The 23559-nt window shown below is 65.0% G+C and carries 20 protein-coding genes; 11 read left to right on the plus strand and 9 right to left on the minus strand.

Features of this window, described 5'->3' with window-relative positions:
* The first annotated feature begins 104 nt into the window (after positions 1–104).
* Positions 105–1151: an L-glyceraldehyde 3-phosphate reductase gene (gene mgrA / locus JG743_RS08445; RefSeq protein WP_202299364.1), complete on the plus strand. Its 1047-nt coding sequence runs from the start codon at positions 105–107 to the stop codon at positions 1149–1151.
* Between the two features lie 78 nt (positions 1152–1229).
* Here the strand turns inward: mgrA and JG743_RS08450 are convergent, their stop codons facing one another.
* Positions 1230–2321, minus strand: a complete 1092-nt coding sequence (locus tag JG743_RS08450; protein ID WP_202299373.1) for a S1 family serine peptidase — start codon at positions 2319–2321, stop codon at positions 1230–1232.
* A gap of 388 nt (positions 2322–2709) precedes the next feature.
* Here JG743_RS08450 and JG743_RS08455 point away from each other — a divergent pair, with 388 nt between their 5' ends.
* Positions 2710–3816: a trypsin-like serine peptidase gene (locus tag JG743_RS08455; protein ID WP_202299375.1), complete on the plus strand. Its 1107-nt coding sequence runs from the start codon at positions 2710–2712 to the stop codon at positions 3814–3816.
* A gap of 93 nt (positions 3817–3909) precedes the next feature.
* Here the strand turns inward: JG743_RS08455 and JG743_RS08460 are convergent, their stop codons facing one another.
* The 3 genes from JG743_RS08460 to JG743_RS08470 form a co-directional block, all read right to left on the minus strand.
* A complete protein-coding gene (locus JG743_RS08460; RefSeq protein ID WP_202299377.1) occupies positions 3910–4632 on the minus strand; it encodes a DUF4760 domain-containing protein in 723 nt (240 codons plus the stop codon).
* The gene (locus JG743_RS08465) at positions 4629–5003 is read right to left on the minus strand and encodes a hypothetical protein (protein WP_244673087.1); all 375 of its coding nucleotides are present in this window, start codon (positions 5001–5003) and stop codon (positions 4629–4631) included. Before JG743_RS08465 ends, JG743_RS08460 begins: the two co-directional genes overlap by 4 nt.
* 105 nt (positions 5004–5108) lie before the next feature.
* Positions 5109–7325, minus strand: coding sequence for a caspase family protein (locus JG743_RS08470; RefSeq protein WP_202299380.1), 2217 nt, complete (start codon positions 7323–7325; stop codon positions 5109–5111).
* A 205-nt stretch (positions 7326–7530) separates the two neighbouring features.
* On the opposite strand from JG743_RS08470, the gene JG743_RS08475 reads away from it, so the two are divergent.
* The gene (locus JG743_RS08475; RefSeq protein ID WP_202299382.1) at positions 7531–7935 is read left to right on the plus strand and encodes a Fur family transcriptional regulator; all 405 of its coding nucleotides are present in this window, start codon (positions 7531–7533) and stop codon (positions 7933–7935) included.
* Positions 7936–8116: 181 nt separating this feature from the next.
* Here JG743_RS08475 and JG743_RS08480 read toward each other — a convergent pair whose 3' ends face one another.
* Both JG743_RS08480 and polA read right to left on the minus strand, forming a co-directional pair.
* Positions 8117–8746 carry a LysE family translocator gene (locus JG743_RS08480; protein ID WP_244673088.1) on the minus strand — a complete coding sequence of 210 codons (630 nt, stop codon included), beginning with the start codon at positions 8744–8746 and terminating at the stop codon, positions 8117–8119.
* A gap of 1 nt (position 8747) precedes the next feature.
* Complete coding sequence (gene polA / locus JG743_RS08485; protein WP_202299384.1) at positions 8748–11696, minus strand: DNA polymerase I; 2949 nt, start codon at positions 11694–11696, stop codon at positions 8748–8750.
* Between the two features lie 446 nt (positions 11697–12142).
* Here polA and JG743_RS08490 point away from each other — a divergent pair, with 446 nt between their 5' ends.
* From JG743_RS08490 to JG743_RS08520, 7 genes are all read left to right on the plus strand, one after another.
* A complete protein-coding gene (locus JG743_RS08490; RefSeq protein ID WP_202299386.1) occupies positions 12143–13528 on the plus strand; it encodes a M20/M25/M40 family metallo-hydrolase in 1386 nt (461 codons plus the stop codon).
* Between the two features lie 88 nt (positions 13529–13616).
* Entirely contained in the window at positions 13617–14237 is a 621-nt protein-coding gene (locus tag JG743_RS08495) for a ribonuclease D (RefSeq protein WP_202299388.1), read from the plus strand.
* Between the two features lie 18 nt (positions 14238–14255).
* Positions 14256–14456, plus strand: coding sequence for a hypothetical protein (locus JG743_RS08500; RefSeq protein WP_202299390.1), 201 nt, complete (start codon positions 14256–14258; stop codon positions 14454–14456).
* A 171-nt stretch (positions 14457–14627) separates the two neighbouring features.
* On the plus strand, positions 14628–14882 hold the full coding sequence (locus tag JG743_RS08505) for a GlsB/YeaQ/YmgE family stress response membrane protein (protein WP_202299398.1): 255 nt from the start codon (positions 14628–14630) through the stop codon (positions 14880–14882).
* A gap of 28 nt (positions 14883–14910) precedes the next feature.
* Positions 14911–15057 (plus strand): hypothetical protein, encoded by a 147-nt coding sequence (locus JG743_RS08510; protein ID WP_127282378.1) that lies wholly within the window; start codon positions 14911–14913, stop codon positions 15055–15057.
* 759 nt (positions 15058–15816) lie between these two features.
* A complete protein-coding gene (locus JG743_RS08515; RefSeq protein ID WP_202299400.1) occupies positions 15817–18066 on the plus strand; it encodes a transglycosylase domain-containing protein in 2250 nt (749 codons plus the stop codon).
* A 152-nt stretch (positions 18067–18218) separates the two neighbouring features.
* Positions 18219–18971, plus strand: coding sequence for an SDR family NAD(P)-dependent oxidoreductase (locus tag JG743_RS08520; RefSeq protein WP_202299402.1), 753 nt, complete (start codon positions 18219–18221; stop codon positions 18969–18971).
* A gap of 26 nt (positions 18972–18997) precedes the next feature.
* Here the strand turns inward: JG743_RS08520 and JG743_RS08525 are convergent, their stop codons facing one another.
* Positions 18998–19831, minus strand: coding sequence for a zinc-binding dehydrogenase (locus JG743_RS08525; protein WP_446720889.1), 834 nt, complete (start codon positions 19829–19831; stop codon positions 18998–19000).
* A 211-nt stretch (positions 19832–20042) separates the two neighbouring features.
* Between JG743_RS08525 and JG743_RS08530 the strand changes: the two genes are divergently transcribed.
* The gene (locus tag JG743_RS08530; RefSeq protein WP_202299404.1) at positions 20043–20849 is read left to right on the plus strand and encodes an AraC family transcriptional regulator; all 807 of its coding nucleotides are present in this window, start codon (positions 20043–20045) and stop codon (positions 20847–20849) included.
* Positions 20850–20919: 70 nt separating this feature from the next.
* On the opposite strand, the gene ybaL is transcribed toward JG743_RS08530, so the two are convergent.
* On the minus strand, positions 20920–22701 hold the full coding sequence (gene ybaL, locus JG743_RS08535) for a YbaL family putative K(+) efflux transporter (protein ID WP_202299406.1): 1782 nt from the start codon (positions 22699–22701) through the stop codon (positions 20920–20922).
* A gap of 173 nt (positions 22702–22874) precedes the next feature.
* Entirely contained in the window at positions 22875–23324 is a 450-nt protein-coding gene (locus tag JG743_RS08540) for a baeRF12 domain-containing protein (protein WP_202299415.1), read from the minus strand.
* Positions 23325–23559 lie beyond the last annotated feature (235 nt).

The raw sequence follows: 23559 nt of genomic DNA on the forward strand, positions 1-23559 counted from the left end.
CCTCTCCCCCTTCTCCCGGGGAGAGGGTAAAGGGTGGGCCGCAGGGCATGGTCATCGCGTTGCGGTGAAGCCATGCCCATTCCGTTCAGATGCGAGGATTTCCCATGCCCTATGTCGCCGCCGAAAACCGCTATGAGAAGATGATCTACAATCGCTGTGGGCGATCAGGCCTGAAACTGCCGGCCATCTCGCTCGGGCTGTGGCACAATTTCGGCAACGACACGCCGCACAAGACCAAGCAGGCGATCGTTCGCCGGGCTTTCGACCTCGGCATCACGCATTTCGACCTCGCCAACAATTACGGTCCGCCGCCCGGCTCCGCCGAAACCGCCTTCGGCGAAATCATGCGCACCGACTTCGCCGGCTACCGCGACGAGCTGATCATCTCGACCAAGGCGGGCTACGAGATGTGGGCCGGTCCTTACGGCGAGTGGGGCAGTCGCAAATACGTGCTGGCCAGCCTCGACCAGAGCCTGAAGCGGATGGGGCTCGATTATGTCGACATCTTCTATTCGCACCGCTTCGACCCCGATACGCCCTTGGAAGAGACGATGGGCGCGCTCGACCATGCCGTGCGCTCGGGCAAGGCGCTCTATGCCGGCATCTCCTCCTACAATTCGCAGCGCACGCGCGAGGCGGCCGACATACTGAGGCAGCTCGGCACGCCCTGCGTCATCCACCAGCCGAGCTATTCCATGCTCAACCGCTGGGTCGAGGAGGACGGCCTGCTCGACACGCTGGAGGGGTTGGGCATCGGCTCGATCGTGTTCTCGCCGCTGGCGCAAGGCATGCTGACCGACAAATATCTGGGCGGCATCCCCGAGGGCAGCCGCGCTTCCCAGGGCAAGTCGCTGCGGCCGGCCTTCATCAACGACAAGAGCGTCACCAACATCAAGGCGCTGAACGCCATTGCCGGGCGGCGCGGCCAGACGCTGGCGCAGATGGCGCTGGCCTGGGTGCTGCGCAAGGGCCGCGTGACCTCGGCGCTGATCGGCGCCAGCCGGCCGGAACAGGTCGAGGATTGCGTTGGTGCGCTGAAGGCGCTCGACTTCAGCGATGCGGAACTGGCCGAGATCGACAGCTACGCGCGCGAGGCCGACATCAACCTGTGGGCGGCCTCGGCCGAGCGCAAGGGTCCGCCGCGAAAGTAGGCGCGGGCGCCAGACGGAATCGCCGGCAAATCATCGAAAAGAAAACGGCGGGCTTTTGCCCGCCGTTTTCCATCGAACTCAGGGCTTGGCCGGCTTCTGAGCGGTACCGACACCCGCCTTGGGCTTTACCGGCGTCGGCGTGGTCTTCATCTTCTCCTCGATCCAGCCGGTGTAATTGGCGAGCCGTGTGTAGATGCCGTAGGCGTTTTTGTGGCCACAGGCAGCGCTACCGTCATTTGGACCTTCTCCCCAGGAGACGACACCGACCTGGACCGGGCCGTCGGCGGCCGCCATGAACAGCGGCCCGCCGCTGTCGCCGTTGCAGGCATCGCGTTCACCGCTGGCGGTGCCGGCGCAGATCATGTTGTTGGTCAGCGGGTCGGACATGTCGGCGGCAATGGCGCTGGCGGCCGCATCGATGCCCTTTTCCGAATAGCGCATGCGGTGGGAGAGATCGCCAAGCGCGGCCTTCAGGTCGCGCGCATAGATGTCCTTGATGCCGCTGTTGCAGGTCGCGTTCGGCTGCAGATCGAGATCGGCGACCATCAGCGCCGTCGGGAAGGTTCCATCCTGCATCTTGCCCCAACCGGTGACCGTGGTCTTGCCGGCATCGGGGGTCGCTTCGTGGGCAACCTTGATCGTTGGCGCGTCCGCCGGCTCGGCCAGCCGGATCAGGCCGAGGTCGTTGTCCATCGTCTGCTCGCTGTAGCCTTCGTTGACGATGACCTCCACCGCCTTGTAGCGCTTGCCTTCGCCGAGATCGGTGGCGCCGGTGAGCACGGTGACCGCGCCCGCCGGGATCGGCCGGCCGCTGTCGACGAGGCAGTGCGCGGCCGTCAGCACCCATTGCGGGGCGATCAGGCTGCCGCCACAGAACTGCGCGTCCGGCTGCGATGCCGGGCTGTCGTCAAGCCTGTCGCTCGTCAGCAGCGCGACCTGGAACGGATAGGCGCCTTTCTCGGCCTCCTTGCCGCCATAGACGCGATCGGCGCCGTCGGGGTTCTCGGCCTTAGCCTTCGCCCGTTCTTCCGCCACCCGCTTCATCGGCGAGACAGCCGCTTCCGGCCGGGCAGGCCCGTCGGCCGCGTGGATGGCGTTGAGCGTCGCGAGCGCCGCCGTGCCGGCCAGCAATGCGATGGCGAGCGGCTTGAACCGATGGATGATGTTCACCTTGACCTCCTGAGACGAACGTTCCCGAACGGGGCCGGCCCGGCGCAAGATCTGCGGTCCGTGGCACTTCGAACGACCGGCCGCGCAGCCCAGATCGGCGCGCGACCGGTCACAAAACCGAGTGCCACTTCTGCTAATCGTGCCCGCGAGCAGAACCCGCTCAAAACCCTATAGCCCCCCACGGGCTACGTGGAAGCGATTTGTCGTTGCCAATGTTGGAATATTTTAGGCAGTATATCGCGCGGATGTTTTGGCGGGGGCCTCGTTTGACCGCAGCGGGCAATGAACTGGCACGGGGGTAACCGAAGCCGGTGTTGGCCTCACCACGATCTCGACAATATTTCTGTATCTTGATCCAGTCCTTGCTGACTTTTGGGAGAGTCTCACCGTGACAAAACTGACAAACACCATCATTGCGTCCGCGTTGCTTTCCAGCGCGATGTGGGCGGTGCCTGCCTTCGCCGCCGATCCCGGCACTGCCAATACCGGCAATGGCGAAAGCATGCGCGATGCTGGATCGGGCGACTACACGCCGGGGCGGGCAAAGCCGATCGCGCCGCCGAAGCTAACCGAGGACGAGGCCAGCCGCGCCGCGCCGCTCGCCGACGAGGATGCGGCGGTCAAGTCCTATGGCGTCGTCGGGCGTTCCGCCGACGGCAAGGAGATCAAGATCGAGGCAAACGAGGCGCTGAAGCAGTTGATCATCGAGGAACTGAACGCGCCGGCCGACGGGCAGGGGTCCGACGCTTCCGGTCCGCAGAACACCGAAGATCCCGGGCTGACGGAGGGCGAAGCCGGCCGCCAGGTCTTCGGCACCGACGACCGCGAGCAGGTCAAGAACACCAAGACCTATCCGTTCTCGGCCATCGGCTACCTCGAAGCCAAGTCGCCCAAGACCGGCAAATACGGCAGTTGCTCGGCGACGCTGATCGGCCCGCGCACCGTACTGACCGCCGCGCACTGCCTCTACAGCCATGAGGACGGCGCCTGGCTCGACGAATACCTGTTTGTACCGGGCCTCAATGGAAGCACCGCCGACGACGCGCCGTATGGCGCCTTCACCTATGAGAGCGCCTATATCCTGCAGGGCTTCATCGACAACTACCAGGGCTTTTACGGCTCTGTCGTCCCATGGGATCTCGGCATCGTCACGCTGAAGCAGGATATCGGCACCAATCTCGGCTGGCTGGGCTATGCCAATTACGAGGATCTCGGCGATTTCACCGCCAACATCGTCGGCTATCCCGGCGACAAGCCGATGGGCACGATGTGGAAGGCAGGCTGCGAAGTGCACGCTGAAAACATCGGCACGGACTATTTCCAGTATGATTGCGATACGTTCCCGGGTTCGAGCGGCAGCTCGGTCTACGCCTACGATAATGCCGCGAAGGAGCGAGTCATCACCGGCGTGAATGTGGCCGAGAGCCCGGAAGCGAACACCGCGGTCAGGCTCAACGCTGCCAATATCGAATGGATCAACAGCCTCTACAAATGAGGTCGACTCAAATCTGCCTGACGGCTGCATTCAAAAAAAGGCGGCGGGAGCGATCCGGCGCCTTTTTTATATCCGGCGCCGATCGCCTGGCCGCTACTTGGACTGCGCGGGTTGTCCCCGGCGCACATAGGCCTCGATCGCCGAGGCGAAGTTGGCGGAGCCGGCCTTGCGCTGCTTTTCGATATAGCCGGCAAAGTAACTCCAGAACGAGACGGCATAGTCGCGGAAGTAGGAGTCTGCCACCTTGTGTGAACACAGGTCGCTCTCGACGCAGATGGAGAGGCGGTTGAGGAAATAGACGATGCGGTCGAAGTGATCGCTGAAATCGGCAAGCGGCATGGTGCCGCCATCGGCGGTCATCGCCTCGATGCCGATGCGCTGCCTGAACACCTGCTCCTCGGTGGGCGTCGGATTGGCGCTGAGCAGATTGTCATATTTGGCGTTGAGCCCCGTCAGCCGCTCCTTGAGCGCCCGTTGCGCCTGCTGCAGGTCCTTGCTCTCCCAGAGCTCGACCAGCGACATGGTCTGCTCGACACGCTTCTGGTCCTGGTTGGCCAGGAACTGGAAGACGGAGAAAAGGAGGGTGAAGATGATCACCAGGCGCACCAGAAGGCCCGACCAGGCATAGGCCAGCATGCGCCAGTCACGATCGGTGAAGGGGTTCGATTCCTTCTTGATCTCGTGGCTGCTCGGCCACGGGAAGCCCTCCGTGGTCTCAGGCAGCGCCTCAGCCTTCTTGGCCGCCGGCGGCTCGGCCTTAGTCGACGCCGTCGCAGGCGCTGCTTGTTCCGTCACCTTGCCCCCCGGCCCATTCATCGGCAGCTGTCCAGGTCGATGGTGGCGGACGGGTCGAGAACGACACCGGGCGCCTCGAGCTTTTTCTTCAGGCAATCGAGCTGCAAGCGCGAAATCATGAACTGCACATCCGGCTCGGCTGGCGCCTTGTTCGGCGAGGGCAGGGCCTCGACCACGCCGCGCGAGGCGCAGCCGCTGAGATCGACCACGACGGCCTCATTGCCGGTCTTGGCGATCTGGTCGTACTGGTCGAGAAAGCAGCTCGCCAATTCGGAATTGGTCACGATCTGCTTGGCGCAGAGGCCGCAGGTCTCCTCCGCCGCGGCATGGGCGAACGACAGCCCCGCGGCAAGAAGGCCCGCTCCGAGCCAGCAAAGCACATTGGTTTTCACGAGCGTCCTCATCCTTTCCGCGCCGCGCCAGAATGTCCACATACCGAGCCTGTCGCGCAAGAGCCGATACGGCGGCTGCGACAGGCTTTTGCGGCGGCATGCCTTTCAGGTGCGGGGCACCGTCTCCATCGGAAAAATCATCACCGCACCCTTCGGCCCGCTCCTGTCGGCCAGTTTCATCACCGAGCGCGTTGAAGGCGCCATGCCGATATCGGTCAGCATGTCGGAGAAGCCGGAGCCGCCGACCGCGCGGGTGACCGAGGGCACGCCGTCCTGCGCCAGGAAGCTCAGGTCCTCTTTCTCGCTCTGCGGCGGCGCCTCGGTCAGCACGGCGATCATCCGCTCCATGCCGAAGCTGGAGTCGGTGAAGGCGAGCAGTCCTTCCCGCAAGCCGGCATCCGGCGAGCCGTTGGCGGGCGCCAGCCGTTCGGCGACGATATGGGTGATGGAGAAGTCGCTGCCGACATAGAGCACGTTGATGTCGACATACTTATCGGAATCATTCCTGGCCCTGATGTGCACCTCGTCGCCCGGCGAGACGCGCGGCACGGTCGAGGCCTGCAGCGGCTCCAGCGCGTCGCCACCCTTGCGCCTGATCTCGAACTCGACGCTCACTTCTTCCAGCCGGTAGTCGGACGCGGCCGCCAGCCTGGAGAGGCCGGTGGCGCGGAAGATGGTGGTCAGGTTCCTCGCCGCCGCCTCGGCCAGCTTTGCCGGGTCATCCGGATGGATGATGATCAGCGGCGGCCGGCCGCCGTCCTTCAGTGTCACGTCGCCGGACGCCGGGAGGAACCAGAGCGCCGGCTTGTCGGTCGCGTCAGCGGCCGCGCCGGCAATCGCATTCTCGCGTAGAACCGCCAGCCGCAGGTCGGCACTCTTGCCAGGCTCGACCAGCTCAATATGAAACCCTGATTTTTTCCCGGTCGCCAGCTCGTCGAGGACCGAGTTGACCAGCGCCGTCTCCTTGTCGAGACCCTCGGTCGCTGCCGGCCGCGCCACCACGAGCCTGTAGTCGATGGCGAGTTCCGCGACGCGCGCATATGCACTGGCCGGGATGTCGGCCAGTTTCAGCGCCGGCTTGCCGTCGAGTTCCACCGGCTGCACCCAGCTCTCCAGGTTCCTGGCCGACTGCACCTCGACATAGCCGAGCGCGTCGGAAAGCTGCGACAGGGCGGAAGGCAGGATGGCGAGCTTGCTGCCGGGGGTGAGGCGCTGCAGCAGCCCGGCGCCGATCGTCGCCGCGCCATCCTTGACGACCAGCGGCCATTGCATCACCGCGTCGGTCCTGTCGGTGCCGAAGACGCGCGCGTCGAGCTCGCCCTCGAAGAGCGGCGTCGGCCGCGTGCGGCTGTCGGCCGAATATTGCTGCAGCACCGCCTGGCCGAGCTGGCGGTAGGTGACGTTGGGGTTCTCCGCCAGCTTGGACAGGATGGTGAAGGTGAACAGGCCGAAGCGCGGCGCGTCGGCGGTGCCCTTGGGCAGCGGCATCTCCGGCGTCGTCTCGATCGTCTGCGCGGCATAGAAGGCGACCAGCTTGCCCCTGCTGGTCGGCTCCGCGCCGGTCGGCGTCAGGTTGAAGGCCGGCTTGCGCTGGCCGTTCTCGTCGAGGCCGCGCGAGGCGCTCGCCGTGATGTCGTCATAGAGCTTCAACGCCGCCGCCCGCTCGGCCGCGCTGCCGCCGACCAGATCGGCGAACTCGACCTTGCGCTCCATCTCGTCGTCGACCTCGGCGGCGCGCGTCGCGGTGCCGGAATGACAGCAGTCGAACAGCACCCAGACGAAGGCGCCCTTGTCGCGGATGGCGTCGAGTGCTGAGCCGACTTCATCGTCGACCAGCGCGTTGGGCACGCCGGCATCGCGCTTGACCCATTTCTCGATGTCGACGGGGAGGAAGATCTCGTCGAGGCCGTCGGTCTCGTTGCCCTTCTTCGCTTCCGGCTGCTGCGCGCCGTGGCCGGACAGGTGCAGATAGACGAAGTCGTCGCGCTTAACCCTCGCGGCGAGGTCGGCCAGCGCCGCCTTGATCGCGGCGTGCGTTGGCAGGCCGGCGGCGCCTTCGACGTCCTTGGCGAGCAGGGTGATGTTTTCCGGCGCGAACTTCACCGGGGACGGCGTGTTCTTCAGCAGGTAGTCACGCACCAGGCCGGCATCGTTCTTCGGCCCGATCAGCCAGTTCTTCTTCGGCAGGTTCGGATAGTCGGTGCAAGCAACCAGCAGCGCATGATAGGTGCGCTGGGCGGCGAGCGCGCGAAACGGCACCGCGCCGGCAAGGCTGAGCGCGGAGGCGCCAGCAAGCAGCGTCCGGCGCGTCAATCTGATCATGGATGCCCCCCAAGCACGATCATATTCCCAAGCGCGGCAACCCTTGTCGATGATTTTGTCAGTATTTTGAAGGTTGACTGCCAGCGCTGTCCATGGCGACGGAAACAGTGGCAAAAGGCACGGTTCGTCGCTATCTCAATGGAATTGAAGCCGTTTGCCTGCGCAAATGGCGTTACCGCGAAGCAAACAGACCGGAAGCAGGATCATGGCGGCAAGGGATGTGCTGACGAAGAACCAGCTGTGCGTGCTCGAAAAGCTCGAGGCCGCCAGCGGACCGCTCAGCGCCTATATGCTGCTCGACCAGTTGCGCGAACGCGGGTTCCGGGCGCCGCTGCAGGTCTACCGTGCGCTCGACACGCTGGTGAAGACCGGCTTCGTGCATCGGCTGGAAAGCATCAACTCCTTCGTCGCCTGCGCCGAGCCGCACGACCACGGCCATTCGATGACCGCCTTCGCCATCTGCGACACATGTGGCCAGGTGACGGAGATGTCCGATCATGATGTCGACCACCGGCTCCACGAATGGGTGCGCTCGACGGGCTTCGCCGCCAAGAAGGCGGTGATCGAGTTCCGCGGTGTATGCGCCAAGTGTCGGGCCGAGGCGGCCTAGGGTCTATCGATATTCAGGTGAGGCCGGCCTGCAAATCGCGGGCTCCTGCGCTTCCGGTGCTCACGTACTTCAAGTACGCTCCGCTCCGGTTCTCGGAACCCGCCTAGTTTGGTCGCTTCGCGCCCGTCTTCGACTCCGGCTCGGCCTGACCTGAATCTCAACAGACCCGGAGCGAATCGCTTCAGCGCGCGGTCGACCAGGCGAACCAGAAAGCGACCAGGGCCAGCAGCGCTGAGAGCAGCCGTCTGGCAAACCGTTCCCTTTGGGGATCGTTGAGGAACGGCTCCAGCGTTCCCGCCAAGGCGACGATGACGCCGTGGACAGCCGTCGCGATCGCGACATAGACCGCGGTGAGCAGGACGGCCTGGGAGAGGACCGGCCGCTCGGCCTCGACGAAGGTCGGCAGCACGGCAACGTAGAAGATCGCCGCCTTGGGGTTCAGGAGGTTGGTGACCAGTCCGCGCAGGAAATGCTTGCCGTCCGTGCCGCCGGCGCTCGATACAACATCCGTCCCCGCGGTCCAGCCCTCCCAGGCGAGGTAGAGAAGGAACAATACCCCGGCCCAGCGAAGTCCCTCGTAGAACAGGTGCGATGCCTGGATCAGTTCAGCGACGCCGAAGGCCGCGATGGCGCCGACGATGGCCAGTCCCGACGCGATGCCCGCCACCGTGGCAAAGCCGGCGCGGCGTCCTTCGCTGGCGGAGATCAGCGCCAGATAGGTCATGTTCGGACCCGGCGTCAGTTCGATCAGCAGGCAGGCAAGCGAGAAGGAGAGGACGGTGGCTGTCGAGGGCGGCAGCAACACGCTCACATCAATGCGCCTCGTCCCAATTGTTGGCGGCCCGCGCATCGACATGCAGCGGCACCGACATCGACACCGCCGGCATCGGCGCGTTCTCCATCACACGGCGCACGACGGGGAGCGTCGCCTCGACCTCGGCCTCCACCGTCTCGAAGATCAACTCGTCATGCACCTGGAGCAACATGCGGGCCGACAGGCCCGCCTTCTCCAGCGCCTCCTCCATGTGGACCATGGCGCGGCGGATGATGTCGGCGGCGGTGCCCTGCAGCCTGGCGTTAATCGAGGCGCGCTCGTTGAAGGCGCGGATCGACGGGTTGGATGACCGTATCTCCGGATAGTGGATGCGGCGGCCGAAGATGGTTTCGACGAAGCCGTGTTCGCGCGCGTAGGCCTTGGTCGCCTCGATGTAGTCGCGGATGCCGGGGAAGCGTTCGAAGTACTTCTTGATGTATGCGCCGGCCTCGTCGCGCGGGATCGACAGCTGGTTGGCGAGACCGAAGGCCGAAATGCCGTAAATGATGCCGAAATTGATCGCCTTGGCGCGGCGGCGCACTTCCGAAGGCATGCCTTCGACCGGCACGTTGAACATCTCGGACGCGGTGATGGCGTGGATGTCGGCGCCGTCGGCGAAGGCCTGCTTGAGCTGCGGGATCTCGGCAACGTGGGCAAGCACGCGCAATTCGATCTGGCTGTAGTCGGCCGAGACCAGCTTGTGGCCCTTCTCGGCGATGAAGGCCGTCCTGATCTTGCGGCCTTCGGCGGTGCGCACCGGGATGTTCTGCAGATTGGGATCTGAGGACGACAGCCGGCCGGTCGTCGTCGCCGCAAGCGCGTAGGAGGTGTGCACGCGCCTGGTGCCGGGATTGATGAAGCCGGGCAGCGCATCGGTGTAGGTCGACTTCAGCTTGGTCAGCTGACGCCAGTCGACGATCTTGCGCGGCAGCTCGTGGCCTTCGGCGGCAAGGTCTTCGAGCAGCTGCGCCGAGGTCGACCATTGCCCGGTCTTGGTCTTCGAGCCGCCCGGCAGGCCCATCTTGCCGAACAATATGTCGCCGAGCTGCTTGGGCGAGCCGATGTTGATGCGCTCGCCGACGATCCCGTAGATCTCCTCCTCGACGCGGGCGGCACCTTGCGCCAGCTCGCCCGACAGCCTGGACAGGATCTGCCGGTCAACGGAGATGCCGCGCTGCTCCATGCGGGCCAGCACCGGCACCAGCGGCCGCTCCAGGCGTTCATAGACGGAAACAAGCCCCTTGGCGGCAAGCCTTGGCTTCAGCACCTGCCAGAGCCTCAGCGCAATGTCGGCCTGTTCGGCGGCGTAGGCGGTCGCGCGCTCGATATCGACCTGGTCGAAGCCGATGGCGCTCTTTCCCGATCCGGCAAGCTCCTTCTTCGAGGCTGGCGCATGGCCCAGCCATTTCTCCGAAAGCCCGGCCAGGTCGTGGCCGCCTGACGTGCCGGCGTCGAGCACGTAGGAGATCAGCATGGTGTCGTCGAACGGCCCTATTTCGATGCCGTGGCGGCTCATCACGACGACGTCGTATTTCAGGTCCTGGACGATCTTGAGGACCGACCGGTCCTCGAGCAGCGGCTTGAGCAGCGCCAGCGCTTCGCGGATGGGGATCTGGTTGTCGAGCAAGCCGCCGCCGAGCAGGTCGCCGTTGCCGCTCTTGTGAACCAGCGGCACATAGGCGGCGCGGCCAGGCGCGATTGCCATGGACAGGCCGACCAGCTCGGCCTGCATCGGGTCGGGCGAGGTGGTCTCTGTGTCGAAGGCAAGGACGCCGGCATTCCTTGCCTCGGCGATCCAGTCCTTCAAGGTCGCCGCATCGCGAATGGCGACATAGGCCGATGTGTCGATCTTGCCGGCTGACGCCTGCTCAAGGCGAAGCGCCGAGAGCAGGGACGGGGTGTCGCCCTGCGGCGGGGCGTTTTCGCCCCTGACGGCCGGTTTTGCGGCGCCGTTGCCGTTGGGCGCGGCCGGCGGCGCGCCGGCGCCGACATCGGGGCCGTGCGCGGTGTCGGCGCGCTCGACGGTAACGGTGGAAGCCTGGACGTCGCCAATCTCGGTTGCGGTCGCTTCGCCGACGCGGCGGGTCAGCGTGGTGAATTCCATCGTCTTCAGGAAGCCGATCAGTTTCGGGCCGTCCGGCGCATGCAGCACCAGTTCGTCCAGGCTCTCCTTCATCGGAATGTCGTTCTTCAGCGTCACCAGCTGACGCGAGATGCGCGCCTTGTCGGCATTGGCGATGATGGTTTCGCGCCGCTTCTCCTGCTTGATCTCGGAGGCGCGCTCAAGCAGCCCGTCGAGGTCGCCGAACTGTTCCAGCAACTGCGCCGCGGTCTTCGGCCCGATACCGGGAACACCCGGCACGTTGTCGACGGAGTCGCCGGTCAGCGCCTGCAGGTCGATCATCTTCTCCGGCGGCACGCCCCATTTCTCGATCACCTCGGGAACGCCGATCTGGCGGTCCTTCATCGGGTCGTACATGCCGACGGTGGGGCCGACCAGCTGCATCAAATCCTTGTCGGAAGAGATGATGGTTGCGTCGGCGCCGGCCTCGCGGGCCAGCCGGCAATAGGTGGCGATGATGTCGTCGGCCTCGAACCCTTCCATTTCGATGCAGGGCAGGTTGAAGGCTACGGTTGCCTGGCGGATCAGGCCGAATTGCGGGATCAGGTCCTCGGGCGGCGCCGAGCGGTTTGCCTTGTATTCCGGATAGAGCTCGCTGCGGAAGGTTTTGGACGAATAGTCGAAGATGACGGCGAAATGCGTCGGCACGACGCCGACATCGGTGTTGCGGGCGTCCTGCATCAGCTTCCACACCATGTTGCAGAAGCCGAGCACGGCATTGGTCGGCAAGCCGTCGGATTTGCGGTTGAGCGGCGGCAGCGCGTGATAGGCGCGGAAAATGTAGCCGGAACCGTCGACAAGAAAGAGATGATCGCCTTTTTTCATGCCGGCAGGGATAGCGCGGCAAGACGGCGCGGTCCATGCCAAAGGCGGCTGAGCCCACTGGTTCCGGCAACACCCTGACAGACCGGCACCGGCAGGTCTGCGCGCTCACGCGCATGTTACAAAAGTGTAATACTGGTGCCCTTGAATCGCCACGTTCACAGACCCAAATAAGGGCCATCGGCAGTTTTCGCCGAAGTCCGGAGCAAGGCCCGTCCCCCGCCTATCCCGGACAACTGCGGCAGCCTATCCCCCCTCTCCGGGCTGCCGCAACGTTTCGAGTAAGGCCGCCGTGGTTCCCCCTCCACCACGGCGGCTTTTTTCGTCTTCAGGTCCGACATTATCGGTCTGAATGTTTTTCGGCGCCCAAACAGCCTTGGTCCAACGATCCCGGCTTTTCGTTTTCGGCTCGTCCCTTTAGGGTCGGCGCAAAAATCGAAAGGCCAGAAATGTCCAGAATCTCCCCCGTCCTCGACCGTCTCGACAAAAATCTCGACCAGAGCCTCGAGCGGCTGTTCGGCCTGCTCGGGATCAAGTCGATCTCCACCGACCCGGCCTATGCCGACGACTGCCGCACGGCGGCCGAATGGCTGGTGGCCGAGTTGAAGCTGATCGGCTTCGACGCCAGCGTGCGCGACACTCCCGGCCATCCGATGGTGGTGGCGCATCATGAAGGACCGGCCGGCGCCCCGCATGTGCTGTTTTACGGCCACTACGACGTGCAGCCGGTCGATCCGATTGAGTTGTGGGAAAACGATCCGTTCGCGCCGGGGATCAAGGAGATCGAGCCCGGCCGCAAGGTGATCACAGGACGAGGCTCCGCCGACGACAAGGGGCAGTTGATGACCTTCGTCGAAGCCTGCCGCGCCTGGAAGCAGGTGTATGGCAATTTGCCGTGCCGCGTCACCATCCTGTTCGAAGGCGAAGAAGAGTCCGGCTCGCCGTCGCTGAAGCCGTTCCTCGACGCCAACAAGGCCGAGCTCAAGACTGATTTCGCGCTGGTCTGCGACACCAGCATGTGGGACCGCGAGACGCCGTCGATCTGCGTCTCGCTGCGCGGCATGGTCGGCGAGGAAGTTGTCGTCAAGGCCGCCAACCGCGACCTGCATTCGGGGCTTTATGGCGGCCCCGCGGCCAACCCAATCCGCATACTGGCCAGGATCCTGGCCGATATCCACGACCAGGACGGCCGCGTCACCATTCCGGGCTTCTATGACGGCGTCGAGGAAACGCCCTCGCAGGTGCTGACATCGTGGGAGACGCTTGGCGAGACCGCCGAGAGCTTCCTCGGGCCCGTCGGCCTTTCGATCCCGGCCGGCGAAAAGGGCCGTTCGGTGCTCGAACTGACCTGGGCGCGGCCGACAGCGGAGTTCAACGGCATTATCGGCGGCTATACCGGCAAGGGCTTCAAGACGGTGATCGCGGCGGAGGCCTCGGCCAAGGTGTCGTTCCGCCTCGTCCACAAGCAGGACCCCAAGAAGATCCGCGCCGCGTTCGAGGCATTCGTGCGGGAGCGCATTCCGGCTGACTGTTCGGTCGAATTCCACCCGCATGGCGGCTCGCCGGCGATCCAGCTTTCCTACGACTCGCCGTTCCTGGCCAAGGCCAAGGAGGCACTGTCCGAGGAATGGGCGAAACAGGCGGTGATCACTGGCGGCGGCGGCTCGATCCCGGTGGTCGGCGATTTCCAGACCTATCTCGGCCTTGAGTCGCTGCTGGTCGGTTTCGGCCTCGACGACGACCGCATCCACTCGCCCAACGAGAAATACGAGCTCACTTCCTTCCACAGGGGGCAGCGTTCCTGGGCCCGCATTCTCGACGCACTGACGCGTTGAGGCGGCGGAAAGACAAGTTTCTGTTGATTTTTCGTCGGATCGCGGTGAGGACGAAACGAATGGCGCACGCCGCGATCCGGAGACAATGATGAGCGACATCCGCTTCCACAAGAACGACTTGCCCGACCTGTCCCACTACAACGTTGGGGCAGTGGCCATCGACACCGAGACGTTGGGCTTGAACCCGCATCGGGATCGGCTCTGTGTCGTGCAGATCTCGCCCGGCGACGGCAGCGCCGACGTCATCCAGATCGCGCCTGGCCAGAAGAAGGCGCCGAACCTGGTCAGCCTACTGCGCAACCGCAGCGTCACCAAGCTGTTCCATTACGGCCGCTTCGACATCGCGGTGCTCTACAACGCCTTCGGCGCAACGGCGGAGCCGGTGTTCTGCACCAAGATCGCCTCGCGCCTGACCCGCACCTATACCGACCGGCATGGGCTGAAGGACATTTGCGGCGAGCTTCTCGGAGTCACCCTGTCGAAGGTGCAGCAATCGTCAGACTGGGCGGCGGAGACTTTGTCGCCCGAACAGCTCGAATATGCCGCCTCCGATGTGCTCTATCTGCACCGGCTGCGCGAGGTGCTGGCCGCGCGGCTGGCGCGCGAAGGCCGCACGAAGGAGGCGGACGCCTGCTTCCGCTTCCTGCCGACGCGTGCCAAACTCGACCTGATGGGCTGGGGCGAGGAGGATATCTTCGCCCATAGCTGACGGCCTCGGGAGGACGACATGGCGGAGAGAAAGCCGATATCAAGCGCGCCGACCGACGGCTCCAAGGTCACCGTCTACTGGAAGGACGGCAATGGGGTGATCAACGAGTCGATCGCGCAATTTCGCGACGGCGGCTGGTGGACCTATATCGACAGTACCACCCAGAAGAAGGTCGAACCGACCAGCTGGCGGCCTGCTTCCAGCGACGATGACGACTAAGCAATTCCAGGAAAAGTGTGAAGCGGTTTTCCGTCCGGAGTTGCGTCAAGACAAAGAGCTTAGGTCGGCCGCTGGCGGGCAGGATTGCTTTGGCTTAGCCTGAACCCGTTGATATCGAGGCCGATTCGGGGGCTCGCCCCTCTGTCGCCCTCCTGCTCAGAGGAAAGCGCAATGGGTATCGAAAGCCTTCTCGTCTTCATCATCATCGGCGCCATCGCCGGCTGGCTCGCCGGCCTGATCGTCAAGGGTTTCGGCTTCGGCCTGATCGGCAATATCGTCGTCGGCATCGTTGGCGCCTTGATCGCCGGCTGGCTCTTCCCAAGGCTGGGGTTCGCCATCGGCGGCGGCATTCTTGCCGCGATCATCCACTCCACCATCGGCGCGGTGATCCTGCTGGTGCTGATCAAGCTGGTGAAGCAGGCTTGATGCCTGGCGTGGGCATCGAGGGCGCGCGATGAAGCAGAACACGCTCTATCTGATCATCGGCGCGCTACTGGTCGTGGTCATCGCGCTGGGCGTCTATGTATACCGCGAGCAAACCCGGCCGAAGGGCGTCGAGCTCAAGATCGACGACAAGGGCATTTCGATCCAGCAGAATTGATGGGATCGGGTCGGCGCCAGTGGCGCCGACCGCTTGACCGGCTCGTCTATCGGCTTTCACCCGGGCCGCCTCTCCGGTTGCCGCGCGATCCCCTGGGCTTTTGCAACCGCCGCGCTACTTCCCTTTCGTGGACCCCGGTTCACTGATTGGCAGATTGGGAGGTTTCTATGGATCGCCGATTATTCTTGACGGGCATGCTGGGCTTGGCGGGGGCGGCCGCAGTCGTCAGCGCGGTTCGGCCCCTCAGCGCCGTGGCCGGCATTCCGGACGCCAGAAGCGGTATCCTCGACGAGCTCGAGGCGCAGGACAAGCAGGCCTGGGAGGACGACGGCACCGAAGCGGAGCTGCAAACCGTCTCGCATCGCCATTGGCATCGGTGGCATCGGCGCAGAAGGCGGCGTGCCTGGAGACGGTACTGTCGCCACTATTGGCGGTATGGCCGCCTGCACAGGCGCTGCTATCGCCGGCGCGTCTGGATCTGGTTCAGGCTTTAGCCGCTAGCGCCTGCTTCTGTCCCGGCCGGATGATCCAGCCGGGGCAGAGGCTCGCAGGCTTCGGGCAGGCAGCGCCGCCGCCGCGCCGCAAACGCTACACGCGCTGCTGGACCATGACGGCAACCGTAGCCGCGAGAGGCTGTAACCGGCGGCTTGCCAAGCATTTGATTATCAATCTCTTTGAATTTTCCCGACTTAACCCGCCTTTAAACCGCCGCATCTACTCTGCACCCGGAGCGCCATAGGCACCGGGACAGCGCAGCGCATGGCGAACCGCAGAGACAGTCGCATCGAACCGAGCTTCGACGGACCGCCCCAGGCGCAATCCTCGGCCGGGTTTTCGGTGAGCGAGGAGGATCGCGTCGTGCCGGGCAGTCGCAAATCCGCCGCTAGACGCAAGCCGGCCAAGAAGTCGTCGCGGCGCGGGCGCGATCGCAGCCGGCGCGGCCTGTTCGGCATTCTCGCCCGGCTGGTCTACTGGTGCTTCGTGCTGACCATCTGGGGCGGCATCGCGGCGGCCGGCATCGTCGTCTATTACGGCGCCAAGATGCCGGCGGCGACCACCTGGTCGATCCCCGACCGCGCGCCCAACATCAAGATCGTCTCGGTCGACGGACAGCTCATCGCCAATCGCGGCATGAGCGGCGGCGAGGCCGTCGGCCTGCACGAGATGTCGCCCTACATCCCCGAGGCCGTCGTCGCCATCGAGGATCGCCGCTTCTATTCGCATATCGGCATCGATCCGATCGGGCTCTCGCGCGCCATGGTCACCAACGTGCTCGGCGGGCATTTCTCGCAGGGCGGCTCGACGCTGACGCAGCAGCTGGCCAAGAACCTGTTCCTGACGCCGGACCGCACGCTCGAGCGCAAAGTGCAGGAGGTGCTCTTGGCGCTGTGGCTGGAGCACAAGCACACCAAGGACCAGATCCTCGAAATGTACCTCAACCGGGTCTATTTCGGCTCCGGCGCCTATGGCGTGGAAGCGGCCTCGCGGCGCTATTTCGGCAAGAGCGCGCGTGACGTGACGCTCTCCGAGGCGGCTCTCCTCGCCGGTCTGCTCAAGGCGCCGTCGCGGCTGTCGCCGGCGCGCGACCCGAAGGCGGCCGAGGAGCGGGCGCAACTCGTGCTCGCGGCCATGCGCGACGAAGGCAAGATCAGCGGCAAGGAGCTGACGAGCGCGATGAGCGCGCCGGCGACGCGCGCGCCGTCCTACTGGACCGGTTCGGAGAACTATGTCGCCGACACCATCATGGGCGAGCTGCCCGACCTGATCGGCGACGTGCGTGGCGATATCGTCGTCGACACGACCGTCGATCTCACCTTGCAGAACCTTGCCGAGCAGTCGATCCGGCGGCTGATCGACGAGAGCGGCAAGAAGCTCAACGTCACGCAGGGCGCGCTGGTGTCGATCGACGATTCCGGCGCCGTGCGCGCCATGGTCGGCGGCTACGACTATTCGACCAGCCAGTTCGACCGCGCCTCAGAAGCGCGCCGCCAGCCGGGCTCGGCCTTCAAGCCCTTCGTCTACATGGCCGCGCTCGAGGCCGGCCGCACGCCGGACAGCGTGCGCAACGACGCGCCGATCAAGATCGGCAAATGGACGCCCGACAATTACGGCGGCAAATACTACGGCAAGGTGACGCTGGCGACCGCGCTGGCGAAATCGCTGAACTCTGTCGCCGCCCAGCTCACCATGGAGGTCGGGCCCGACGCGGTGGTCGAGGCGGCGCACCGCATGGGCATCCAGTCCGATCTGCAGTCGAACACCTCGATCGCGCTCGGCACGTCGGAAGTGACGCCGCTGGAGCTGACCTCGGCGTATGTGCCGTTCGCCAATGGCGGCTACAAGCCGGACATCCATTTCATCCGCCGCGTGACCACGGCCGACGGCAAGGTACTCTACGACAACAATGGCGGCAGCGCGCCGCGCGTCGTCAGGCAGGACATTGTCGGCATGATGAATTCGATGATGACCGGCACGGTCGAGACCGGCACCGCCAAGAAGGCGGCCTTCGCCTGGCCGTCGGCAGGCAAGACCGGCACCAGCCAGAATTCGCGTGACGCCTGGTTCGTCGGCTACACCGCCAACCTCACCACCGGCGTCTGGTTCGGCAATGATGACGGCAGCCCGATGAAAAAGGTCACCGGCGGCGCGCTGCCGGCGCAGGCCTGGCACGAATTCATGGTCGCGGCGCATGAGGGCGTGCCGGCGAGGCCGCTGCCCGGGACCTGGAAGTCGACGCCGTCCGACACCGTCGTGCCCGACGAGATACCGTCGGCCGACGCCTCGCAGCCGGCGCCGGTGCCGCAAGCGTCGGTCGGTCAGTCGGCGCCTGTTGCCAAGGCGCCGACGCGGCAGGCACGTCCGGCGGAAACGGTCGACGCCGATGGGTTCGACATGCCGAGCGATGGCGGGACCACCGCCTCGGTCGGCCATCCGGTTCCGCCGGGCGACGTCGGCGGCCCGACCAAGAAGCGAAAGACGTCGATTCTCGACATCCTCAGTGGTGGCTGAGCGCGTTCCATCCCGGCAGAGCCGGGATGGGCTCTATCTCCTTGTTTGACTGTGTTCTTTTCCGAAAACCGGTTGCCACTTTTCGGGATCACGGAACTCGCCCCTCGCCAGCGCCGCCGCCTTCCGCTACATGTCCGGCCGGAGACCGCGACATGGCTGAACTCGACACCAGGAAAACCATCGTGCTGACCGGCGCCAGCCGCGGCATTGGCCATGCGACGGTGAAGCGCTTTTCGCGCGAGGGCTGGCGCGTCATCACCTGCTCGCGCCAGGCTTTCGCCGAGGACTGTCCCTGGCCGGCCGGGCCGGAGGACCATATCAAGGTCGATCTCGCCGATCAGGAGGATGTCGGCATCGCCGTCTCGGAGATACGTCACCGGCTGGAGGCGCATGGCGGCCAGCTCAACGCGCTGGTCAACAATGCCGGCATCTCGCCGAAGCTGAAGGACGGCAACAGCCGCATGAATTCGATAGACACGCCGATGCATGTCTGGCGCGACGTGTTCCAGGTCAATTTCTTCGCGCCGATCATGCTGGCGCGGGGCCTGTTCAAGGAACTGGCGGCGGCCAAGGGCTCGATCGTCAACGTCACCTCGATCGCCGGTACCCGTGTGCACCCGTTCGCCGGTACAGCCTATGCGACGTCGAAGGCGGCGCTCGGCTCGCTGACGCGCGAGATGGCGCATGATTTCGGCCCGCACGGCATCCGCGTCAACGCGATCGCGCCGGGCGAGATCGATACAGCGATCCTGTCGCCCGGCACCGACAAGATCGTTGAGACGATCCCGCTCAGGCGCCTCGGCGCCACGGCGGAAGTCGCCGACATCATCTTCTTCCTGTGCTCGCAGCAGGCGTCCTATGTGACCGGCTCGGAAATCCACATCAATGGCGGCCAGCACGTGTGAGCGGCTGACTTCGAGCCAGGGACGGCTCATCCGGTCATGGTGAGGACTGCCTTGCCGCTGAAGCTGCGCTGTCGCAGCGCGTCCAGGGCGTGGCCGATTTCGGTCCACGGCACGGTCAAGGCGACCCGGGTGTCCAGTCGGCCAGCCGCGACCAGGTTAAGCAGCGAGGCGATATCCACGCCAATGGCAGGACCCGATGTGTAGTAGGCGAAGGTCTGCAGCCTCGCCCCCTCGTGACCCGGAACGAACTGGCGGAATCCAACGGGCGTGAGTTCGCCGCTGCTCGAACCGAACATGACAATGGTGCCGCCAGGTGCGACGCGTTCGATCGCGTGCGCCAGGCTTTCGCCGCCGATCGACTCGGTGATCAGCGAAAACGGCCCCTCGGCCAGCTCGATCGACTCGACGACCTGTTCGGCCCCAAGGGCGCGCAGATCCTCTTGATGCCGCGCGGCGGCGACCGCGGTCACGAACCCGCCTTGCTGGCGGGCAAGCTGGATCTGGAAACGACCCACCGCGCCGCTTGCGCCGGTGATAAGGACCCGCTGGCCGACCAGGTCGCCGCCCTGGCGTAGCGTCCTCAGCGCCGTCGTGCTCGCGACCGGCAGCGTGGCTGCCGGGACGAAGCCGACCGCATCCGGCAGGACGGCGAGACGGTCGGTCGGAATGGCGACGCGTTCGGCCCAGCCGTGCTCGTCGACCAAAGCCGCAACCCGGGCGCCGACGGCGGGCCCGGAGCCATCGGCTGCTGCACGTTCGACGACGCCTACGACGTCCTGGCCGGGGATCCAGCCCTTCGGGCGGATGGTGAGCAGGCGCAGTTCACCGCGGTTCAACGAGGTTGCGTGGACAGCCACCAATGCTTCATGCGCATTGCAGTTTGGCTAGTCCGTCTCGGTGAGCTTCAGCCTGTCGGGGCTGTCGGAAGAGATAGCGAGAGCAAGCATGGCCCACCTTTGAAATTGGCGGTTCGGAACGTGATCGATTGCGACGATGACGGCAGGACCTTATCGACTTTCGGGGTTGAAGAATTTAGATATAATGCCAAATGATCGCTAAAAGCAGTCAAGCATGAGACAGCCGCTCCGCTGGCCCTGGCTGGATTTCGATGTCGACGACGTAGTTGCGCCAGCGATCGCCGTTCGCGTCGACGTGACCGAGACCAAGGCCGAGGTGCCGTCACATTGGCATCGCAAAGGGCAGCTCGTTTTCGCGCTCGGCGGCGGGGTCACCTGCCGCGTTCCCGGCGGCCTTTGGATGGTGCCGCCGCATTGCGGGGTCTGGGTGCCGAGCCGTATGGAGCACAGCAACATCGCGACCGCCAACGCGCGGATCTTCTTCGTCTATATCGAGCCGGGCGCGGCGGAATTGCCGGACCGCTGCTGCACGCTTTCGATATCGCCGCTGCTGCGCGAGCTGATCATCGAGCTGTCGGATTGCGCGCCGGAGGACCGAAGGTGCGGTTTCCTGGGAAAGGTCCTGCTCGCCGAGCTGCCACTCATGCCGGTACAGCAATTGCACCTGCCGATCTCGGCCGAGCCGCGCTTGCGGCGGATCGCCGAAGCGCTGGCCGACGATCCCGCCGACCGCAGCACATTGGCGGAATGGGCAAAGCGCGTGGCGCTCAGCGAGAGCAGCCTGGCGCGCCTCGTGATGAAGGAGACCGGACTGACCTTCGGACGCTGGCGCCAGCAACTGCACCTGATCGTCGCGTTAAGGGAACTGGCCTCGGGCGCCAGCGTGCAGCGGGTCTCGGGCGATCTCGGCTACGAGTCCGTCACGGCCTTCATCACCATGTTCAAGAAGGCGCTGGGCAAGCCGCCGGCAAGATATCTCAGCGACATCGCGCAAAACGGCGGCTCCGCATTCGTGGCGTGATCAACCAGCCTGCGGGCGGGCGGTTGGCATCCACCGGGCTATCTGCCGTCAGCCATCGTGCAGGATCGGTTCAGGCAGCGGACGGTTCGGCCGCGTCTGGCCTGTGGCCAAGCACCTCTTCGACGATACCGCGGGCAATTTCTCGCTCGCCCATGATCACTGCGTCGGCGCCGAGGCCTTTGAGATGCTCGACCTCGGCATCGGAATGAGCTCGCGCGATCACGCTGATGCCGGGATTGGCGGCGCGCGCCCTGAGCACCACCTGGCCGGCCTCGAAGGCGTTGGGGATGGCGAGGATCAGCCGCTTGGCGCCTCCCGGATTGGCGGCTGAAAAGACGCCCGCATTGGCGGCGTTGCCGGCGACGGTCTCGATGCCGTCCGCCTCGAGTTTTTCCAGCGTCTTGTCGGCGTCCTCGATCACCAGGAAGGGCAGGGCGGCCTGCTTCAGCGCCGCTCCGACCAGGCTGCCGACACGGCCGTAGCCAATCAGGATGGAATGACCGGCAAGTGAGGTTTTCGGTGGCGGGCCGTCTTCCGTTGGCGGTGAAGCCGCTACCGAAGCCACCTGGCCGGGCTCTGTCGCCGGGCCAAGCGGCTTTGCCTCCTCGGCTGGAGCGGTCTTGGCGGCACGCGCCTCCAACCAGGGCTTCATCCAGTCGACAACGAGGAACATCAGCGGATTGAGCAGGATCGACAGGATGGCGCCGGCGAGGATCAGGTCACGGCCCTGTTCGGGCAGGAGCTTCAGCCCGACGCCGAGCTCGGCCAGGATGAAGGAGAACTCACCGATCTGGGCCAGGCTGGCCGAAATCATCAGCGCCGTTGCGATTGGATAGCGGAAGGCGACGACGATGACGAAGGCGGCCAGCGACTTGCCGACGACGATGATGGCCAGCGTCGCCAGGATCGGCCAGCCATTGCTGACCAGGCCGAACGGGTCGAACAACATGCCGACCGAGACGAAGAACAGCACCGAGAAGGCGTCGCGCAGCGGCAACGATTCCTCGGCCGCCCGGTGGCTGAGCTCGGATTCGCTCATGATCATGCCGGCGAAGAAGGCGCCCAGCGCCAGCGAGACGCCGAACAGTTTTGCCGCCCCGAAGGCGACGCCCAAGGCAATCGCCAGCACCGCCAGCCGGAACAGCTCGCGCGACCCGGTATGGGCGACATAATGCAGGATCCAGGGGATGACGCGGCGGCCGACCACCAGCATGACGATGACGAAGGCCACCACCTTGGCCAGCGTGACCCCGACGACGCCCCAGATGCCGTAGCTCGCCGGCAGCGCCAGCAGGCTGGCATGGTCGTCGGCCTGCGGCACTCCGCCGAGCACGCCTGCCAGCGCCGGCAAAAGCACCAGCGCCAGCACCATGGCGAGGTCCTCGACGATCAGCCAGCCGACGGCGATGCGGCCGCGCTCGGTCTCGATCAACCGCCGCTCCTGCAAGGCGCGCAGCAGCACCACCGTCGAGGCGACGGACAGCGCTAGGCCGAAGACCAGGCCGGCGCCCAACGACCAGCCGAGCAGCCAGGCAAGGCCGACGCCGAGTAGCGTGGCGAAGCCGATCTGGACGATGGCGCCGGGCACGGCGATGGCGCGGACCGACAGCAGGTCCTTGAGCGAGAAATGCAGGCCGACGCCGAACATCAGCAGGATGACGCCGATTTCGGCAAGTTCGTTGGCGAGGCTTGCGTCGGCGACGAAGCCCGGCGTGTTCGGCCCGACCAGAACGCCGGCTACGAGGTAGCCGACCAGCGGCGGGATACGGAAACGGTTGGCGAGCGCGCCGAAGACGAAAGCCAGCCCCAGACCGGCGACGATGGTGGCGATAAGGGGCGTGTCATGCGGCATTGTCTATGGGGCGCCTTTCAAAAAATCACGATGTCGGATGGGGGCGCCCGAGGCCGCCGCCCTTCGCAATATGGGGGTTCGGACGACCGCGAGGCAACCCGTAATGCCATGAAATCGAAGGCAAAGGCGAGAAAGGCCAGACGGAACGAACTGTGTCCGCCGGGCCTTGGCCATCAAGCCGCCTGGAGCAGGCTCTCGATCCCGGGGATGGTGTGGTTGGTCAGCGTCTTTGGAATTTCCGCCGTTACCTTGTCGCCGACCAATTTGTGAAGCTTGCGACGCATCTCGCCCAGCACTTGCGGCGGCGCGATCAGCACGATCTCCTTGAAGGCACCGCGATTGGCGAGCCCGTAGAGCCGCTCGGCGATTTCGTCGGCGAAGCGGTCCTTGCCGATGCGATGCCAGTCGGTGTCCTCGACCGCGCTGCGGTGGACGGAAGGCCCATCATTGTAGCGGCCGGGGCGATCGCTGCCTTGCTCCCGCGTGGCGGGGTTCTCCTGCTCCATCTCCTGCACGACCTGCAGGTCCGGATTGCGGGTGTTGCCCTCATTGCGCAGGAACAGCGCCTTCTCGCCATCGGCGACAATTATCCAAAGGCCATGTTTCAGCGTGACATTGCTCATGCGGCTTCTCCTGCTTCTGCTGTGTGGTGAAACCATTTGCGGCGGGAGGCCGAGCGGGTTCCTTATGGCAAACGCCCTCTCAGGCAGGAATGTTCCGATTTCGGCGAACGCTCATTCAATGGCGCGATCGAGCCCCTTCCGAATTTGGCGGCTTTAATCTACTGAATTGGTAGAATTTAGAAAAATCTGTTTTGCGGCACGGAGCATTCGCGGCTAAAAACGCCTTAGATCAGGG

This window comes from Mesorhizobium sp. 131-2-1 (assembly GCF_016756535.1).
In the GTDB taxonomy this organism is placed as follows: domain Bacteria; phylum Pseudomonadota; class Alphaproteobacteria; order Rhizobiales; family Rhizobiaceae; genus Mesorhizobium.

What these genes read in the sequence shown, in the direction of transcription:
- JG743_RS08490 (WP_202299386.1), top strand. Translation starts at nt 12,143, where the DNA reads ATGTCCAGAATCTCCCCCGTCCTCGACCGTCTCGACAAAAATCTCGAC.
- JG743_RS08495 (WP_202299388.1), top strand. Translation starts at nt 13,617, where the DNA reads ATGAGCGACATCCGCTTCCACAAGAACGACTTGCCCGACCTGTCCCAC.
- JG743_RS08540 (WP_202299415.1), bottom strand. Translation starts at nt 23,324, where the DNA reads ATGAGCAATGTCACGCTGAAACATGGCCTTTGGATAATTGTCGCCGAT.
- JG743_RS08470 (WP_202299380.1), bottom strand. Translation starts at nt 7,325, where the DNA reads ATGATCAGATTGACGCGCCGGACGCTGCTTGCTGGCGCCTCCGCGCTC.
- JG743_RS08530 (WP_202299404.1), top strand. Translation starts at nt 20,043, where the DNA reads ATGAGACAGCCGCTCCGCTGGCCCTGGCTGGATTTCGATGTCGACGAC.
- JG743_RS08475 (WP_202299382.1), top strand. Translation starts at nt 7,531, where the DNA reads ATGGCGGCAAGGGATGTGCTGACGAAGAACCAGCTGTGCGTGCTCGAA.
- JG743_RS08515 (WP_202299400.1), top strand. Translation starts at nt 15,817, where the DNA reads ATGGCGAACCGCAGAGACAGTCGCATCGAACCGAGCTTCGACGGACCG.
- mgrA (WP_202299364.1), top strand. Translation starts at nt 105, where the DNA reads ATGCCCTATGTCGCCGCCGAAAACCGCTATGAGAAGATGATCTACAAT.
- JG743_RS08510 (WP_127282378.1), top strand. Translation starts at nt 14,911, where the DNA reads ATGAAGCAGAACACGCTCTATCTGATCATCGGCGCGCTACTGGTCGTG.
- JG743_RS08460 (WP_202299377.1), bottom strand. Translation starts at nt 4,632, where the DNA reads ATGAATGGGCCGGGGGGCAAGGTGACGGAACAAGCAGCGCCTGCGACG.
- ybaL (WP_202299406.1), bottom strand. Translation starts at nt 22,701, where the DNA reads ATGCCGCATGACACGCCCCTTATCGCCACCATCGTCGCCGGTCTGGGG.
- JG743_RS08500 (WP_202299390.1), top strand. Translation starts at nt 14,256, where the DNA reads ATGGCGGAGAGAAAGCCGATATCAAGCGCGCCGACCGACGGCTCCAAG.
- polA (WP_202299384.1), bottom strand. Translation starts at nt 11,696, where the DNA reads ATGAAAAAAGGCGATCATCTCTTTCTTGTCGACGGTTCCGGCTACATT.
- JG743_RS08520 (WP_202299402.1), top strand. Translation starts at nt 18,219, where the DNA reads ATGGCTGAACTCGACACCAGGAAAACCATCGTGCTGACCGGCGCCAGC.
- JG743_RS08505 (WP_202299398.1), top strand. Translation starts at nt 14,628, where the DNA reads ATGGGTATCGAAAGCCTTCTCGTCTTCATCATCATCGGCGCCATCGCC.